The sequence below is a fragment of the Pseudoalteromonas sp. CnMc7-15 genome, assembly GCF_022347925.1.
Classification (GTDB): Bacteria; Pseudomonadota; Gammaproteobacteria; order Enterobacterales; family Alteromonadaceae; genus Pseudoalteromonas; species Pseudoalteromonas ruthenica.
This window is the reverse complement of the sequence record NZ_JAKRFT010000006.1, coordinates 17,354-34,786: the sequence shown is the minus strand read 5'-3', so window position 1 is coordinate 34,786 and position 17,433 is coordinate 17,354. Positions and strand designations below refer to the sequence as shown.

General features: G+C 47.6%; 20 protein-coding genes. 6 read left to right on the top strand and 14 right to left on the bottom strand.

Annotated features, from left to right (window positions below; all coding sequences use genetic code 11):
* Positions 1–60: 60 nt before the first annotated feature.
* Complete coding sequence (locus MHM95_RS14855) at positions 61–654, bottom strand: hypothetical protein (RefSeq protein ID WP_022946395.1); 594 nt, start codon at positions 652–654, stop codon at positions 61–63.
* A 432-nt stretch (positions 655–1,086) separates the two neighbouring features.
* Here MHM95_RS14855 and MHM95_RS14850 point away from each other — a divergent pair, with 432 nt between their 5' ends.
* From MHM95_RS14850 to MHM95_RS14825, 6 genes are read left to right on the top strand one after another with little or no spacing between them, the layout of a single operon-like run.
* A complete protein-coding gene (locus tag MHM95_RS14850; protein WP_157795522.1) occupies positions 1,087–1,533 on the top strand; it encodes a hypothetical protein in 447 nt (148 codons plus the stop codon).
* 31 nt (positions 1,534–1,564) lie between these two features.
* Entirely contained in the window at positions 1,565–2,041 is a 477-nt protein-coding gene (locus tag MHM95_RS14845; RefSeq protein WP_151172444.1) for a hypothetical protein, read from the top strand.
* A gap of 54 nt (positions 2,042–2,095) precedes the next feature.
* Positions 2,096–2,794 (top strand): molecular chaperone, encoded by a 699-nt coding sequence (locus MHM95_RS14840; RefSeq protein ID WP_239385663.1) that lies wholly within the window; start codon positions 2,096–2,098, stop codon positions 2,792–2,794.
* A 1-nt stretch (position 2,795) separates the two neighbouring features.
* Positions 2,796–3,500 carry a hypothetical protein gene (locus MHM95_RS14835; RefSeq protein ID WP_239385662.1) on the top strand — a complete coding sequence of 235 codons (705 nt, stop codon included), beginning with the start codon at positions 2,796–2,798 and terminating at the stop codon, positions 3,498–3,500.
* The gene (locus MHM95_RS14830) at positions 3,476–5,896 is read left to right on the top strand and encodes a fimbria/pilus outer membrane usher protein (protein WP_239385661.1); all 2,421 of its coding nucleotides are present in this window, start codon (positions 3,476–3,478) and stop codon (positions 5,894–5,896) included. Before MHM95_RS14835 ends, MHM95_RS14830 begins: the two co-directional genes overlap by 25 nt.
* Positions 5,886–6,716: a hypothetical protein gene (locus MHM95_RS14825; RefSeq protein WP_239385660.1), complete on the top strand. Its 831-nt coding sequence runs from the start codon at positions 5,886–5,888 to the stop codon at positions 6,714–6,716. The genes MHM95_RS14830 and MHM95_RS14825 overlap by 11 nt, the downstream gene beginning before the upstream one ends.
* A 4-nt stretch (positions 6,717–6,720) precedes the next feature.
* Here MHM95_RS14825 and MHM95_RS14820 read toward each other — a convergent pair whose 3' ends face one another.
* From MHM95_RS14820 to lptE, 13 genes are all read right to left on the bottom strand, one after another.
* Positions 6,721–7,272 (bottom strand): LuxR C-terminal-related transcriptional regulator, encoded by a 552-nt coding sequence (locus MHM95_RS14820; RefSeq protein WP_022946388.1) that lies wholly within the window; start codon positions 7,270–7,272, stop codon positions 6,721–6,723.
* Positions 7,273–7,379: 107 nt separating this feature from the next.
* The gene (lipA, locus tag MHM95_RS14815; RefSeq protein WP_138589182.1) at positions 7,380–8,348 is read right to left on the bottom strand and encodes a lipoyl synthase; all 969 of its coding nucleotides are present in this window, start codon (positions 8,346–8,348) and stop codon (positions 7,380–7,382) included.
* Positions 8,345–8,998, bottom strand: coding sequence for a lipoyl(octanoyl) transferase LipB (gene lipB / locus MHM95_RS14810; protein ID WP_239385787.1), 654 nt, complete (start codon positions 8,996–8,998; stop codon positions 8,345–8,347). Before lipB ends, lipA begins: the two co-directional genes overlap by 4 nt.
* A 12-nt stretch (positions 8,999–9,010) precedes the next feature.
* Complete coding sequence (ybeD, locus tag MHM95_RS14805; RefSeq protein ID WP_022946385.1) at positions 9,011–9,289, bottom strand: DUF493 family protein YbeD; 279 nt, start codon at positions 9,287–9,289, stop codon at positions 9,011–9,013.
* 157 nt (positions 9,290–9,446) lie between these two features.
* Positions 9,447–10,607, bottom strand: coding sequence for a serine hydrolase (locus tag MHM95_RS14800; RefSeq protein WP_022946384.1), 1,161 nt, complete (start codon positions 10,605–10,607; stop codon positions 9,447–9,449).
* Positions 10,608–10,654: 47 nt separating this feature from the next.
* On the bottom strand, positions 10,655–11,422 hold the full coding sequence (locus MHM95_RS14795) for a septal ring lytic transglycosylase RlpA family protein (protein ID WP_045979817.1): 768 nt from the start codon (positions 11,420–11,422) through the stop codon (positions 10,655–10,657).
* Positions 11,422–12,525: a rod shape-determining protein RodA gene (rodA, locus tag MHM95_RS14790; RefSeq protein WP_022946382.1), complete on the bottom strand. Its 1,104-nt coding sequence runs from the start codon at positions 12,523–12,525 to the stop codon at positions 11,422–11,424. Before rodA ends, MHM95_RS14795 begins: the two co-directional genes overlap by 1 nt.
* Complete coding sequence (gene mrdA, locus MHM95_RS14785; protein ID WP_045979816.1) at positions 12,522–14,405, bottom strand: penicillin-binding protein 2; 1,884 nt, start codon at positions 14,403–14,405, stop codon at positions 12,522–12,524. Before mrdA ends, rodA begins: the two co-directional genes overlap by 4 nt.
* A gap of 8 nt (positions 14,406–14,413) precedes the next feature.
* Positions 14,414–14,884, bottom strand: coding sequence for a 23S rRNA (pseudouridine(1915)-N(3))-methyltransferase RlmH (gene rlmH, locus MHM95_RS14780; protein ID WP_022946380.1), 471 nt, complete (start codon positions 14,882–14,884; stop codon positions 14,414–14,416).
* Between the two features lie 2 nt (positions 14,885–14,886).
* Positions 14,887–15,204, bottom strand: a complete 318-nt coding sequence (gene rsfS / locus MHM95_RS14775; RefSeq protein WP_022946379.1) for a ribosome silencing factor — start codon at positions 15,202–15,204, stop codon at positions 14,887–14,889.
* Between the two features lie 55 nt (positions 15,205–15,259).
* Positions 15,260–15,901 carry a nicotinate-nucleotide adenylyltransferase gene (gene nadD / locus MHM95_RS14770; RefSeq protein ID WP_239385659.1) on the bottom strand — a complete coding sequence of 214 codons (642 nt, stop codon included), beginning with the start codon at positions 15,899–15,901 and terminating at the stop codon, positions 15,260–15,262.
* 2 nt (positions 15,902–15,903) lie between these two features.
* Positions 15,904–16,938, bottom strand: coding sequence for a DNA polymerase III subunit delta (gene holA, locus MHM95_RS14765; protein WP_151172453.1), 1,035 nt, complete (start codon positions 16,936–16,938; stop codon positions 15,904–15,906).
* Positions 16,938–17,432, bottom strand: coding sequence for an LPS assembly lipoprotein LptE (gene lptE, locus MHM95_RS14760; protein WP_239385786.1), 495 nt, complete (start codon positions 17,430–17,432; stop codon positions 16,938–16,940). The genes holA and lptE overlap by 1 nt, the downstream gene beginning before the upstream one ends.
* Between the last annotated feature and the right edge of the window lies 1 nt (position 17,433).

The following is a 17,433-nucleotide window of genomic DNA, read 5'->3' as shown; positions in this document are numbered from 1 at the left end:
TAAATGTACTCCGTCAGATTGCACACTTATCTAGCGTAGCAAAGTTACCTGAACACTGTTTTAACTGTGTGCTGCGAGGGAGTGATAAATTTCTTGATAGCCTTGCTTGTGGTTATCAAACAGGAACTGGCGCAGCTGTTTTTTGTTGGTGTTACGTATAAATGTGACAGCAATGAGTGAGCCTTGTTGCCGCGCTTTTTGCATCTCCAATTGCATTGGCGGATAGTCTGGCAGGATTAACTTGGCTGTGGCCCTTTGTGGCGCATGCTTGATTTGCTCAGCATCAATCACTGCGCCTGTAGAGGATAAAGAATGAATAGGAAGCTTTCGTCCGTCGTCGGTGAGCAAGTAAATACTCGTGGGATTATCAAAGCGCCAGCTGCGGTGTTGCCCAAGAGCCTCGAAAATTTCTGGTGCTTCCAGCGCGGGCTGTAAATCACCGTTTGCGGTTAATGACAGCGAGAGAGGAAACCAAAGTTCAAAGTGCCCGACCTCTGCCAACATACATAACCCAGGCTGCTCAAATAGGGAGGCAACATAATCCGGTAACTCCGAACGAAGGGACAAGCCGGTGGTGTTAACATCGTCGCCTTGCAACGTGTTTTCGCTAAATACCTGCTGGAAAAAAGCCAGCTCTTGTTCGGTGAACTCCATCTCTGTACCCCAAATAACCCTTTGCGACTATAAAAAAATAAAATCAAATATGCAAAATTTGGGCGCAAATTTAGCAGACACTCGCTGAACGTTTAAAGAACAACAAATTATAACCTAGAGCGTTATTCTAATTTTTCAATTAAATTGAATTAGTTTTGCTTAGCTTGCTTTGTGGCGAATGTCTTACAAAATTTTAAAAACAGTCAACTAGAAGACTGATTTATCGATATTTATACGTTCATAAAATCCCCATTATATACCCAAGTAAACGGCCGTTTAGGAAAATGTTTAACGTTCATAAACGTGCTTCATCATAAACAAACGTTTTAAATCCCCAAATCTCAGTTAATCTTCTCATCGTTGTTTGAAGCACACCAATAACGGGTCAGTATGCGAAAGCAAAACGTTATAAAAATCTGTAAGTTGGCGCTAATGCTAGCAAGTTTAGATGGCTCCTTAGCCACCGCAAATGAAGTTAGTCTAGCCATGTATGGATATATAAAAGCCCGTTGCTCTGTTGCGTTTCATCAACATGATGTTGAGTTGAGCAATACAAGGTCCTCTCAGGCTGAATTGGATTTACGCTGTAATTCACCCATGACCCTAACGCTTTATTCTCAAAATGGGGGGTTAAGCCATCATAACAATGATGTGTTAGTGCCTTACCGAGTGACGTTGACCGTGCCGAAAGCCAAACGGGAAACAGTATTTTCAGCCTTGCAATTAAAGCAAGGAAAGGCGATTCACTTCGAGCAGGTGTTGTTCTCTGAACGCGCTTCTCTCGCGGTACAGCTGCAGCAGCAATTGGTTTTTGCCGGCCGCTATAGCGACGAAATTCGTCTTGAAATCACGCCTGATCTATATGGTCGAGGCCTATAACGATTATTATTTAAGCAAAAGGACATTACACATGAAAACAGTACTTATCTCTGCTGCGATTGCTCTAACTCTTAGCGCAACGGCGCATGCTTCAAGTAGCCTGAATCTTAACGGACAAGTTGATTCGGTATGCACCGTTTCTAACTTGACCAACAGCCAAACCTTCTCTTCTTTAAGCTCTGGTGCGACAGCGATGTCAGACGTTACATTGCTATGTAACGATGCTGATGGCGCGACTGTGAGCCTGACTTCAGCAGAAGGGAATCTGCAAAATACCGACAATGAAAACCGTGGTATTGACTACAAAGCCTCTCTTAGTGCTGGCGCCGTTGCCCTACAGTTAATGGCCGACACCGGTGAAAACGAGAAACGTGTTAGCGTTGATGTTGACGGTTCAGAAGAGCTTGCTCGCGGCGTCAATGGTCAGATTCAGCTAGAGCTATTAGAAGATGCCTTGTATGCAGGCACTTATTCAGACACGCTGCAAATTGCTATTACCGCGCGTTAATCCAATTTCCATGTTGAGTTGGGCAGCCTTCGGGCTGCCTTTTTAGGTTATGTTATGAGAATTGTACTGCTTACTCTTTTACTTTGGATAGTCGCCCCAGTTTACGCGTTCCAAGTACAGCCTATGGTGGCCGAGCTTGCGCCTATGGGCAAGCAAGCGCAGCGTAATATGCGTATCGTGAATATTGAGGATACGCCTCTGACGGTGGAAGTCAGTGCTAAGAACTTGGTCATTAACAGCCAAGGTGAAGAGCAACTCACCAATAATGACAGCGACTTCTTAATTCTGCCAATGACAGCGGTTATTCCACCAGGGCAAGCGCAAACAATCGTCGTGCGTTACATTGGTGAGCCAGCGCTAGTCGCGTCGAAAGCGTACCGTATTGTTATTGACCAAGTGGCTCTGCCAAATCAAACGCAGTCCTCTGTAGGTATGGCTCTGAGCTTTCGTACTTTATTTAATGTGGCTCCTGAAGACGCTAAAGCAGATCTTGCGATTACTGACATTCGTAGCGACGAAAAAGCGTGGCAGGTCAATATCAGCAACTCAGGTAACAAGTATATTCGCCTTATTAAAACCAAATGGATACTACAACAAGGCGAAGAACAACGAATAGTACAAGGTTCGGCGCTGTCTGCGGCTTTGCAAACCAGTTTTATTCCTCCTAATAGCGCGCGCGTGATTGGGTTTACGCCTCCTCCTGGGTTTAAAGCTGAAACGACAAAAGTGCGCATAGAGCCCTTGAGTCACTAGTATGGCTAAGTGGTTGTTGCTCTTTGGCACTCTGATCACCAGCCACCTGCTAGGTGCTGTCGAGGTCACACCCATGGTGCAGCATATTAGCCATAAGCCGGGGAGCCGTGGTTATTTTGTTATTCATAACCCAAGTAATCGTGAGTTTGCGTTTGAGCTGGGTGTTGAGCGTATTCACTTTCAAGATCAAGGTTATAGTTCGAGCGAAAGTGATGACCTGATGGTTTTTCCGCCAGCAATGATTTTAAAGCCAGGGCAGTCGCAGCGTGTTCAGATAGTGGTCGACAACATGCCAGCTAACGGTGTAGAGGCTAGTTACTTCGTGCGGTTATTGCAGCAGCCGCTGATATTATCGCAGCCACAACTGCAGATGTTATTAGATATTAATGTTGTTGTGCACTTGGATGTAGCGGGTGCAAGCAGTGATGTGCGCATAGTGGACTCGAACATTACTGCGCACAATGCAAGCTTAACGCTTCATAACCAAGGAAACGCGAGAACATACCTTAGTTCACTACCTCTGGTACTTATCAGCGCTGATGGTGAAAAAGTTCTTTTACGCGACAGTGATATTGCGCGGCTCTCTGAGGACAGCTTATTGCCTGCTAAGAGCAGCCGCAATATTAGCTTAAGCTCGCAATGGCATCAGTATTTACTTTCAAAGGCAGTAGGGAAGGCGCCATGGCGGCTCGCGTTGCGCCAGTAATTAGCCTGTGCTTATTGTTACTGATTGGCTGCTGTTGCTCTGTTGCTCATGGGGCGCTGAACCCGACAGGCCAAGACCTGGATTTGAGTGTGGAGCTTGTCGTAAATGGTGCTAATTTGAGTGTGGTTGATATTCGCATTGCAGCAGATGACACCATTTATGTTGATAGTGATGAGTTTATACACGCGCTAACACCACTCGTACTGCCGACAATCACAGGCTCATTAGCGCAGCCACAGAAAAAATGGTTACCTTTGCTTGCATTACGTGAGCAGGGCATTCGCGTGCAATTCGATATGAGTCAGTTCCAGCTAGTGACCTCTATTGATCGCCAGCTATTGCAAAGCCGCACGGTGTCAGCGGCGCAACAGCAACCGTTCTTGGAAGCGCATAAAATGGCTCCCTACAGTGGTTACCTCAATAACTATCTGAGCGTTATTAAAGAGCAAGCATCCAAAGAGAGCCTCAGTGAGGAGCAATTTACCTGGCGCACCGAGCTTGCACTGCGCGCCCATGGTTGGCTGTTGGAGTCGGAGCAGCAACTTCAACACGGACGCTCGGCTCGGGCGAGTCGATTAGGAACTCGTGTCAGCTATGACTATGCGGATATAGGAGCGCGCCTTAGTCTTGGTGATAACTACGTACTCGGTGGCTATTTTCAGGGCAGTGAGTCGAGTTTAGGCGTTGCTTTTGTTAAAAACTTTGCGCAAATTACACGCCATTCCCCACGCCCCTCTGCTTCACAGAGCTTCACTCTCGAGCGCCCCTCCAGCATTGATGTGATCGTTGAACAGCGAGTCGTAAAACGTTTACAGCTTGGTCCCGGAGTCTACACGCTTGCGGATATTCCGTTGCAAGAAGGCAGCAATGATGTGTCGTTAAAAATAACGGATGATGCGGGTAAAGTGGAGGTGATCGAGTTTGATATTACCACCGGCTTAGATTTGCTCGCCCAAGGCGATTTGCAACTGCAAAGTTTTGCTGGTGTATTAAGTCAAGCCTCTGCAACGGGGTATGACTACCTTTGGCAGCAACCCTTTATTAGCGCGAGCTTTGACTATGGGTGGTCGCCTAATCTAACCCTAGGCGCTGGGCTGCAATGGCATGAGCAAAGTAGGCAATTGAGCGCTCGGGCTACCTATGCAATGCCGTGGTTTATTGCCGCCAGCGAATATGCGTTGAGTCATCACTCTCACTTAGGAGCTGCACAGGCCTACCGAGCATCTTTACGCAGCTACCGAACTAACTCTGGTAGCGAATTTCAGCTCGGTTACGAATATGTAGCGAAAGCCTACACTCCGCTGCAGATAAGTGCTGTTAAAGCGGCTCGCTCATTGCCAGTGCAGCACCAGTGGCAGTTTGACTACAGCTATGTATTTGATAACGCCAACACAGTTAACTTTTCCCTCAATGCGCAAAAACGTCATCGACAAGGTAGCAAGAAACAATCTTGGCAGCGTAGTGCCACTTTGAGTGTAGGCGGGCATAGTTGGCAGCAAGGTTGGTCTTGGCGAGTATTTACTGGAGTTCGTGATGAGGGTCAGCGGGATTACAACTTAGGTTTCAACATCAGTTATCAATTTGCTCAAGGTAAGCGCCTACGTTTGTACGCACAACAGCGAAAATACCTTGAGCGCTTAGAATACAGTTTCCAGGGGAGTGCTCAACATATTGGTGTGAGCCAATTCACGGCTGGCATTGAAAACAGCATTGATTATCAAAGCGCCGTCGATGTGAGCATGCGATACAATGGCAACCGTTTTGGTAGTGCACTGGATCATGGCAGCTTTTATAAGCGTTTACAGGCTAATGAAGGGCGGCATCAAACCCGTCTCTCACTCTCAACGGCCCTGGCGTTCGCGCAAAATCAGTGGGGGGTGGGGCGTACAATTAACGATAGTTTCGCTTTAGTCGATACGCACTCGAGTTTAGATGGGTTAAAGGTACGTTTGACCGACCAAGGTCAAGCAATACGCGTTAAAAATGATGGCTTAGGGACCATGTTGCTGCCTGATCTTAACGCCTATAGCCAAGGTGGAGCGGCGGTAGATATTCCTAACTTACCCATTGGCTATGACATCGGCACGGGGTTATTGCGGTTCTATCCTCACTATCGCTCTGGTCATTATATCAAGGTCGGCTCCAGTGCCAATATTACCGTGATGGGAACACTTATTGATGACGATGAAACGCCCCTTGCTTTAACCGTGGGTGAAGCGGTATGTGGTGATGATGTGAAAGCTTTTTTTACTAATCGTCAAGGACGTTTTGCCATCACCGGCATGAAACCGTGTCGCTATCGCATTCGTTTTGATGATACCCACTTACCGAGTGTCTCGCTGGAAGTTGAGGATGAACAACAATTGCAAAGAAAAGGGGTGATTTATGTGCGTTAAATGGGTGTGTTTAGTATTAGCGCTTGCTGCTTTGCCAAGTACAGCACAACAAAGCTGCACGGATATGCAACTGCACATTGAAGAGCTTAGCGACACCTTGGCAAGCTACCGCCCTCAGAGCACGGCGCAGGCGAGCTATCGATTGCGTATTACGCCTAGGCAACACGAAGACTGTGAATTTCAACTCAGCTTACACTCTCAGCAGCAGTTCCGCCTACATGGGGATAAGGCGCGCCTTAGTTACGATGTGCACAACGACCAAGGTCAGGCACTGGCGATGCCTATGCATGTGCGCGGCGCTCAAAGCACCATTATCAATCTCAAATTAAGGCGTCAACAATCAGCACCTGCTGGGTTCTACGAAGACACTCTGCTTATTACCGGGCACTTCCAAGGGCAACTAATAACGCAAGCAAATGTGGTGGTTGATACTCATCTGCCACAGCGCTTTTCGTTGACCTGGTTAGGACACAATGCGCGCCAAGCGAGCGTCAATCTTGGTGAGCTGCGCAGTAACAAAGAGTATCATCACCTTCCTAGTTTACAGGTGCGTAGCAACACTGACTTGCGGTTATTGATGCGTTCACAAAACCAAGGGTATTTACTGCATGATACGCAAAAATCTGCTTGGCGTATTGGCTATTCGCTGGCTGTGGCTGGGCGTTGGTACGACCTACAACATGCGCGACAATTGCCAATCGCTGCACAGCAGTCTACTCAATTGCTGCCGCTGGCCATTCGCTTACAAGATTTTGAACGTCAAGTGGCAGGCCGATACAGCGATATTATTTACTTTCGAGTAGAGCCTCGCGAGTTGTAATTGTTCAGGTCAGATGCTGCTGCGACCAAAGCATGGCTTGTTGTTTGTTTTTCACACCGATTTTTTGATAAATCTTATGTAGGTGAACACGCACGGTCGCATCGCTGATGAATAATCGCTCGGCAATGCTAATAAGCGGCATTCCAGAGGCCAGTAACTTAAGTACCGTCATTTCTTTTTCGGTCAATAGAGACTTTTGGCTTTGCTGGTGCTCTTCTGTGGCTAGGTAATGGCGCATCCAGTGATCCGTTACTTTACGTGGGAACCACAGCTTTCCTTCAGCAATGGCTTGCAGGCCTTGCATCACCTGCTCATCAGTACTTGGGGCAATAAAAACACCGCGCAGATTAGGCCAACGTTTAAGGTGGCCGAAGTTCATATCGCTGGGCACATTGGCTATGACTAAGTGCTTTAACTTGTTTTGATGCATAAAGCGGGTAACGGAGGTTGGGTCAACTAAATCACTGATTACCTGATAATCAAGTAATAGAGTATTGAATTGTGGGTAACTGCTGATTAGTTGGGTGGTCGTGTCCTTGACGTGCGCTGAAGTCATTTATCTCTATCCTTATCTTAACGACTTGCAACGGATACTAGCACATTTGTATTAGGGATGTGAATAAAGAAGGGACGCGCCACAATGCCATGACGCGTCGTAATCGCTTATTTAACTTCTTTACCTGCTGCTTGTTGGTCAGCATGATAGCTAGAGCGTACAAAGGGACCACAGGCTGCTTGGGTAAAGCCGATGTCATCTGCGTACGCTTTTAAAGCGTCAAATTCCGCTGGTGGCACGTAACGTTTTACCGGCAAGTGGTGTTTCGAAGGCTGTAAATACTGGCCTACTGTGAGCATATCGACATTGTGCTCACGTAAGTCGCGCAGCACTTCTTCGATCTCGCTCATTTCTTCACCTAACCCTACCATTAGGCCTGACTTGGTGCGCACCTCAGGGTGTGCTTCTTTAAAGCGCTTTAATAGCTCTAAAGACCATTTGTAGTCTGCGCCTGGACGAGCCAATTTATAAAGGCGTGGAGCTGTCTCTAAATTGTGGTTAAAGACATCTGGTGGTGTCTCGCTGAGGATCTCTAATGCTCGGTCCATGCGACCACGGAAATCTGGCACTAGAATTTCAATAGTAATGCCCGGGTTGTGCTTACGAATTTCGCGAATACAATCGGCGAAATGTTGGGCCCCTCCGTCACGTAAATCGTCGCGGTCTACCGAGGTGATCACCACGTAGTTGAGCTTCATGTCCTTGATAGTCAGTGCCAGCTTTTCTGGCTCTTGAGCATCAGGTTTCAGTGGACGACCATGAGCGACATCGCAAAACGGACAACGACGCGTACAAATGGCTCCTAAGATCATGAATGTGGCGGTGCCGTGATTAAAGCATTCAGAAAGGTTAGGGCAGCTTGCCTCTTCACACACGGAGTGCAAGCCGTGCTTACGCATTGCCTGTTTAATGCCATCAATGCGCTCGTTAGATTTAGGTAAGCGGATTTTCAGCCACTCTGGCTTACGTAGCATTTCGTCTTTTTCAGTCGGTAGGACTTTGACCGGGATAAGCGCCATTTTCTCAGCGTCACGTAATTTTACACCCGGTTGCATTCTTACTGATGATTTCGTCATTCTTTCGCTAACCCTTGTTGATACTCAACGTGTTCGGGGTTGAGTCGTTTAATTAATTGCTCGACAAGCCCTTGACCGGCTTGCTCTGTGGACTGAGGCCCATTTAAATCTTTACATTGCACCATTTGCATACCCGCATAGCCGCACGGGTTAATACGCAAGAAAGGCTCCAAATCCATATTGACGTTCAAAGCCAAACCATGGAAGGAGCAGCCTCGACGCACGCGCAAACCTAAGGAGGCAATCTTGGCGTCATTAACATAGACCCCAGGTGCATCTTTTTTGGCGTAAGCGTCGATTCCATATTTACCAAGACTGTCGATGATACTGTCTTCTAGCCAGGTAACCAGGTCGCGTACACCGATTTTCAATCTTCGTAAGTTGAAAAGTACGTACAGCATTTGCTGTCCAGGGCCGTGATAAGTGACTTGTCCGCCACGGTCTACTTTGACCACAGGAATGTCACCGGGCATTAGCAAGTGCTCGTCTTTGCCTGCTTGGCCTTGCGTAAATACAGGCTCATGTTCTACCAGCCAAATTTCATCGGCACTGGCCTCGTCACGGGTGTCTGTGAAGGTTTGCATTGCCTGCCAAATAGGCATGTATGGGCGAGAGCCCAATTGGCGTACTATTAAGGTGCTCAATGTCAGTCCTTAAAAGGCTTACAGAACGTAGCGTACATCATCAATGCTACCTAATTCAGTATAGATAACTTCGATATGCTCTTTTGATGTCACCGTCGCAACTAAAGTCACTGACTCATAATTACCTTTACTGCTCGGCTTCGTTTTTGGTGCATAGTCGCCAGGGGCGTGCTCTTGCATAACCGTTAATACCTGTTCCGTCAGGCTCACGTTAGCAAGACCCATCACCTTAAATGTGAAAGGACAAGGAAACTCTAGATATTCATCAAATTTGGTATTTTTGACCGGTTTGACCACGACAATAAACCCTCTTAACTACAGACGACGGTGTGTTTAAAGTATACGGAGCAAAGCTCTTAATAGTGTGTATTCTAGCATTTTTTAAGGTAAAAAAAACGCCCCAACAAGTGGGGCGCTAGGTAATGCGTGATCCGCTATAACAAATCAGCGGCGATTACATGATTTGTAAGCGCAAATAGTCGTAGATCTTGCTGAAAAAGCCACCTTCTTCAATACTTTCCAGTGTCACCAGTGGATAGTTGGCCACATCTTCACCGTCAAGTTGTAAGTACAAAGTGCCTACTTTGGTGCCTTTCTCTAGTGGCGCTTCAAGTGTCGTATCGAGCTCAAAGTTCGCTTCTAGGTTCTTCTGTTGGCCACGAGGGATAGTGATAGGCGTGTCTTCTAAAATGCCTAACGCCACAGTTTCTTTGTCGCCCATCCAGATGCGTTGGTCGGCAAATTTGTCGCCAGCTTTATACGGTGTGATGGTTTCGAAAAAACGAAAGCCGTAGTTAAGTAGTTTTTTGCTTTCCACTTTACGTGCACGCTCAGAGCTGGCACCCATGACCACGGCTATTAAACGCATATCACCCTTGGTGGCAGAAGACACAAGGCTATATCCGGCTTCGCTAGTGTGACCAGTTTTAATGCCGTCTACGTCGAGGCCTTGATCCCACAGCAAACTATTGCGGTTAAATTGTTTGATACCGTTGTAGGTAAAGTCTTTTTCTTTATACAGTGCGTATTCGTCTGGCACGTCACGGATAAGTGCAGCGCCCAAGGTCGCCATATCCCGAGGGGTAGTGAAATGCTCGTTGGTGTCTAAACCATGGCTGTTGATGAAGTGGCTGTTATCCATGCCAAGCTTCTGCGCGTGGGCATTCATGAGATCGGCAAATGCCGATTCACTTCCCGCAATATGCTCGGCCATCGCTACACACGCATCGTTACCCGATTGAATGATGATACCGCGATTTAAATCTTCAACGCTTACTTGCTTACCAACTTCGATAAACATTTTTGATGACTCTGGGAAATTTTTCGCCCATGCATTTTCACTGACGGTCACCATATCTGAAGGGGAGATGTTACCGGCATTAATTTCTGTACCGATGACGTAGCTCGTCATCATTTTCGTAAGGCTAGCGGGTGCCAATTTAGTGTCGGCTTCGCCTTCGGCGATCACCTTGCCCGTTGTGAAATCGACAAGAAAGTGGCCCTTAGCGTTAACTTCAGGTGGAGCCGGAATGATTTGCGCTTGAGCGGCAAACACTGAGCTTGCACACAGTAATCCGCCTAGGCCTTTGAGAAGAGAATGTTTAATTGATTTCATTATGCTTTTAAATATATTTTAGGTGAAAATGCGAATTGGTTAATATCTTAAAGGGCATGGTCATCATAAAGCAAGAAAGCTTGGGCGAATTGGCCACTTTTTAATTGCTTCAATAGCGACTGTGCCTGATTTTCATCAGTTATTGGACCTAAGCGTAAGCGAAAAATTCCATCATTTTGCTTTTTTATATTCGTTGGTACGTGATACTGCTGCTCCAATTGATAAGCCAAAGCTTCAATATTAGCGAGTTTTGAGCCCGCAGCGACTTGAATATACTTAGTACGAGGTTTTGCGTCGGCAAGGGTAACTGCTTCGAGCTTAACCCGCGCTGTACCTTGGCGGTGGTAGCCCAGTTTGTAGGCTGCTGAGTATGATAAATCAATAATCCGGTCGTCATGAAACGGGCCGCGATCATTGACGCGAACGATCACGCTTTTGCCGTTATCGAGGTTGGTCACTCGAACGAAGCTGGGTAAGGGCAGGGTTTTATGGGCTGCGGTCATGGCGAACATGTTGTAGGTCTCGCCATTGGAGGTGTGATAGCCATGAAACTTGCGGCCATACCACGAAGCAATACCTTGCTGTGTAAACCCTCGTTCGTCAAAAATAGGCACGTAATGGCGCCCACGAACTTCATAAGGACGATTTGCAGCGGCACTTTTGGGTTCATCGGTGATCACCGCATCTTGCAGCTCCAGCGCGGTAGGCTGGCGTAAAGGAGCGGCATCATGGCGCATATGATAGCGCCCCGATGGCGTACTACAGGCACTTATTAAAAGTGTTATAAGAGTAAGAAAAAGCGCACGAACTGCCATTATTTATTTAACATCCGTTTTTCTGTGGCGATACTCATAATAATGCCAAAACCCGCCATCAGAGTCACCATTGAGGTGCCGCCATAACTGATCAGTGGCAAGGGGACGCCTACGACAGGTAATAATCCAGACACCATACCGATGTTGACAAACACATAAACGAAGAAAGTTAGGGTTAAAGCCCCTGCGAGTAACTTGCCAAAGGCTTCTTGGGCATTCACGGCGATATAGAGGCCGCGAGCGATAATGAATAAATACACCCCTAAGAGGATTAACACGCCAATTAGGCCAAACTCTTCACTCAGTACTGAGAAGATAAAGTCGGTGTGTCGCTCGGGTAAAAACTCCAACTGTGATTGGGTGCCTTGCAACCAGCCCTTGCCTTCTATGCCGCCCGAGCCAATGGCGATTTTTGACTGAATAATATGGTAGCCAGCACCGAGGGGGTCGCTTTCCGGGTTTAAGAAAGTAAGGACTCGCTGCTTTTGATAGGCGTGCATACCATAGTGCCAAAATAAGGGAGCGCCGGCGCCAACGAGCACAGCCAAAGAGCCAATCAGCTTCCAGCTTACACCGGCCAGAAACAACACAAAAATCCCCGAGCTGGCGATCAGAATAGATGTCCCCAAGTCGGGTTGTTCTTTAATTAGCAAAGTGGGCACCATGACGATAACCAGCCCGATAAACAAATGCCCCAAGCGAGGCGGCAGATGATTGCGGCCAATATACCAAGCAACGCCCATGGGCACCGCAAGCTTCATAATCTCTGAAGGCTGAAAACGAATACCAATGTCGAGCCAGCGCTGTGCACCCTTGGAACTGACACCGACAAACAACACCGCGATGAGCATCAAGGTGCCCATCAGATACAAAGGTACAACAACACGCTTTAACGTAGGTGGAGAGACTTGTGCAAACACTAACATAGCCACTAGAGCGCCACCCATCCGGGTGCCGTGGCGCATCATCATATTCCAATCTTGGCCGCTAGCACTGTAGACGATGCACAAGCTTGCGAACATCATGGCGAGCAAGGCTAAAAACAGCGGCAGGTCGATATGCACGCGTTGCCATAAAGAGTTGTGCTGATGTAATGGCGTCATTGCGATTCATCCTGTACTTCGCTGGCAATGGGGTTCGCAAGGAAATAGTAGTCCATTACCTCGCGGGCGATTGGGGCGGCCACCGAGCTGCCACCGCCACTGTTTTCAACAATGACTGTGACAACGATTTGCGGGTCGTCAAACGGAGCAAAACCAACATAAATGGCGTTATCACGATGGCGCTCTTTGAGCTTATCAGCGTCGTAACGCTCGCCCTGGGCAATGCTCACCACCTGTGCGGTGCCTGTTTTACCGGCAGGATCATAATTAGTCCCTTTGAATGCCTTATGCGCCGTACCTGTGACTTTTTTCACGGTATTATGCATGGCATCTAAGGCAATTTGCCAATGCTCAGGTTTTTGTAATTTTACCGGTGGCTTTTCGTCGTCATTAACGGTGGTAATATCGCTATCACGGCGTAATTGATGAACTAGGTGGGGCGGATTGTGTACGCCGCGATTGGCCATGATGTTGACGGCGTTAGCAATTTGAATCGGGGTTGCTGTCCAATACCCTTGGCCGATTCCTACAGAAATCGTATCGCCACGCCACCAAGACTCGCGAAAACGGTCTTCTTTCCACTCCTTGGAAGGCAAAATAGCCGTCGTTTCCTCGTGGATATCAATACCGGATAAATCGCCAAAACCAAACTGCGCCATAAAATTACTAATTTTGGTTATGCCAGCACGGTAAGCGATGTCGTAAAAATAAGTATCGCATGACTCTTCTATGGCTTTATATACGTCGACATGGCCATGACCCCAGCGCTTCCAGTCGCGCCATTTGTGTTCAACGTTGGGTATTTGGAAAAAGCCAGGGTCCCACATTTTTGTTTCTTCGGTCACCAACCCCTGCTCTAAGCCAAAAATCGCCATATGTGGTTTGATCGTTGACGCCGGGGCATAGCGGCCTTGGGTAGCACGGTTTATCAGCGGTCTATCGGGGTTAAGTAGGGCTTTGTAATTTGCTGAGCTGATACCGTGAACGAATAAGTTAGGGTCATAGCTGGGGTTAGAGTACAGTGCTAAAATGCCTCCCGTTTTTGCATCTAATGCGACAATGGCACCACGTTTATCTTTTAATGTCATTTGCGCGATTTGCTGCAGCCCAATATCGAGGGTCAGCATTAAGTCTTTACCGGGCACCGGAGGCGTTTCCTCAACGCGACGTAATACTCGGCCTCGGTTATTAATCTCCACCGATTGCGAGCCTACTTGACCATGTAACTGCGACTCATAAAACTTCTCAAGCCCGAGCTTACCGAAATCCCGGGTGGCGCGATAATTGGTGGCCAAGCCTTGCGCTTCCAGGTTGGTTAGTTCTTTTTTATTCAGTTTGGCAACATAACCAAGAGCATGAGTGAGGGTATCTCCGAAGGGGTAGTACCGGGCTAAGCGAGCCTCGACACTGAACCCTGGGAATTTATGTTGGTTTACAGAAAATAGCGCTACTTCTTTGTCATTCAAACGGCTTTTTAGCACCTGACTCTGGAACCGGCGATTGTGGCGGATATCGTCGAGAAACTCCGCACGCTGCTGCTCGCTAATATTGAGTAACGCGCTAATATCGTCCAGCGATTGTGTTAGGTCATCCACCTGTTCGGGGATCACCTCGAGGTTATAAACCGGCTTGTTCTCGGCCAGTAAAGTGCCGTTCCTATCGTAAATTAAGCCTCGGTTAGGAGCCACAGGCAATACTTTAATTCGGTTATCGTTGGAACGGGTTTGATAGGTCTTGTGCGCCACCACCTGTAGGTTGTAGAGATTCGAAATTAAAATGGCGACCAGAATAAGAACAAAAATAAAAGCCGTAAAAGAACGGCGCGCAAACAAATTGGCCTCGGCGGAATGATCGCGGATAGGAGTGCGTTTACGCAGCATAAAAACGGCTATTCTCGGTGATAGGGGTGATTGTTATTTAAGCTCCAGCCTCGATATAGGCTTTCCGCTACGATAATGCGAACCAGCGGGTGAGGCAAGGTTAAATTCGATAACGACCACTTTTGCTCGCTGCGGGCAATGCATTCGGGAGCTAGCCCCTCTGGGCCTCCGATAAGCAAACTGACATCACGACCATCGAGTTGCCACTTTTCCATGGCCTTGGCAAGCTGGTGCGTGTCCATCGCTTTGCCTGTCACTTCTAAGGTAACAATACGATTTCCCTTTGGAATGGCCGCTAAGGTGCGCTCACCTTCTTGCTGTAAAATACGTTTGATATCGGCATTTTTGCCGCGTTTACCAGCGGGTATTTCAATCAGTTCTAGAGCCATGTCCTTGGGAAACCGGCGTTGATATTCGCTAAACCCTGTCTCTACCCAAGATGGCATTTTGGTCCCCACAGCGACCAGTTGGATTTTCACCGTTAACCCCAGAGCTTCTCGAGTTGGTAAAAGTCACGAGTTTCATCTTGCATTACATGCACGACCACGTCACCTAAGTCCACCAATACCCATTCACCGATGTCTTGTCCTTCCATGCCTATCACATCTAAGTCATGTTCCTTGGCCTCTTTGGCAAGATGTTGGGCGATGGATTGAACTTGGCGTTTGGAATTACCCGAACAGACAACCATAAAATCAGTAATGTTCGATGTGTCGCGAACGTCTAAGGTAATGACGTCACGCGCTTTCATATCGTCAATTTTATCTAATGCAAAATCAAGAAGATTGTTGGTTTGCAAAATGCACTCTCTAAGTTAGTTAAAGCTTTCTAAGCGGCGTATTTTACCACTATTATCAACCTATATACAGGCGCTTATCGCGGATATATTGGTACACGGGCGGCGTAAGCAGTTCCTCACAAGGCTGCTGACGTTGCAATTTGGCTCGCACCTCGGAGGATGAAACCGCCAGCTGCGGGCCGGGTAAAAAGTAAACAAGCCCGCTGCGTTGGTTATTGAGCGCCGCCCCTTGCTGACACTGATGCTGTGATAAGTATTGCGTGAGTGTTGCGGAGAGGTCAAGGCGCTCTTGTGGACGCTGATAGACCACTAAATGACACAAAGATGTAATTTGCTGCCATTGATACCACGAATCAAAGCTGTTGAATGAGTCCAAGCCCATCAAAAAGAGTATTGGCTCTTGGTGATTACCTGCATTATCTAGTTCTTCACGTAACTCTTGTAGGCTCAGCAGTGAGTAGGATGGACCTTCGCGATGCAGCTCGCGCTCATCGATTTTAAAGCGCGGCTCGGAGGCTATGGCTAAGCGTAACATCGCCAGTTTGTCAGCATTACTGATGTTGCTCGCCTGCTTGTGAGCAGGGACGCGGTTGGGCATAAAAAATAGTTGCTCACTATTGAAGTGATTTAAGCACTGATTAGCCATATTAAGATGGCCGATATGAACCGGATCAAACGTACCGCCGAACAGAAGCATATTTACTCCGAAAAAATAGGCGCAGAAAATGGTAAGGTGCGACAGAAGCTCATACTGATGTGTGCAAGCATGGGGTAGGGTGAAGATAACTTGCCGCTTTTAAACTGGCTATCAAAATCACTGAGTAAATCACAAAGTTGCTCTATACGTGCCATGTCTAAGCGTTGCAGGGCTCTTTGATACAAAGGTTGCTGATTCTTCCAAATCCCCAGTTTTTTACACGCGCTATTAAAATCCTGTCCTTGATGGCGCAACTCTGCGAGTGTGAGGAGTTGCTGCGCTTCCTTGCCAAGAGCCCAAGCGATGGCGGTGGGCTCGGTGTTATCATTTTGCAGTCGTGCCAACACCTGCATCGCTTTGTCCCCCTCGCCACCAAGTACCGCATTAGCCAAATCAAAAATATCAAACTTATTTTGATTCAATAACATGCCTGTAAGGGTACGCCCATCAATGGCTTTATTTGCGTACAGCAAAGCCAGCTTTTCTAGCTCTTGGTGACAGGCCAGGAGGTTCCCCTCTGTGGTATCGAGCAGCACCTGCTTAGCATCCCCTTCAAGATTTAGACCTAGACGTTGACAGTGGTTATCAAGCCAGCGCCGTAAGTGATTGCCGGTTAGTGGGTAGCAGGGGACAAAGATGCCTTCTTTATCAAGCGCTTTAAACCAGGCTGAACGCTGGACGTCTTGCGATGCTTTCATGCCACGGATCACAATAATGCAATCAGGATTCACGCCTTGTGCACATTGCTTCAGGTGCTCGGCGCCGGTTTTCGCAGGCTTTTGGCCATTTAAGTCTAATTCTATTAAGGTGCGGGAGCTAAATAGCGACAGGCTGTGGTAGTGGCCGTCTAACTCTTGCCAGTCAAATTGCGCTCCGGCGGTGAGTTTAATGACCTCATCAAAGCCTTGTTGGCGCGCATTTTGGCGAATATGGCGGATACACTCATCAACTTGAAAGGGTTCATCGCCAAACACCATGTAAAAAGGTGCCAGCCCACGGGATAGTTGCTGTGCCAGTTGATTCGCGTAGATGCGCATTAGAGCTGTGCTAACTCCCTAACAATGCGGCGACTCGCCTGTTTGCGTAGCTCCTCCAACAAAATCGTCATTTCATTGGCTTTAGCTAAGGCATTGTCTGGATCGTCTTGGTAATTGCGATAAAGCTCAAAATATTGCTCGATAGGGTCTTCACCTGCTCGCTTAAGCGTGTAAGACACCGAGTAAATAAGCTCGTATTCTGCGACCTGACCGTTTTTAAACAGCGACAGTGTTCGTCTATCTAGGCGGTCGGAGGTGAGTCGTAACATCGGAGAGTTAGCGCGCAACCCTTTATTGACCTGCACATTACTGCGTGCAAGTTCACTCAATAGTTGCTCATACAGAGCTGAATTAGGATCGCTGGCGTTGACTTCCAAAGTCATGAGATCTTGCGGTAGATCCGAGGCCTTTTTAAGGTGAAAACCACAGCTGCCTAGTAATAATACTAAGCAGCTGATCACTAGGCTATGGCGTAGTGCACTGGCAGCGAACATC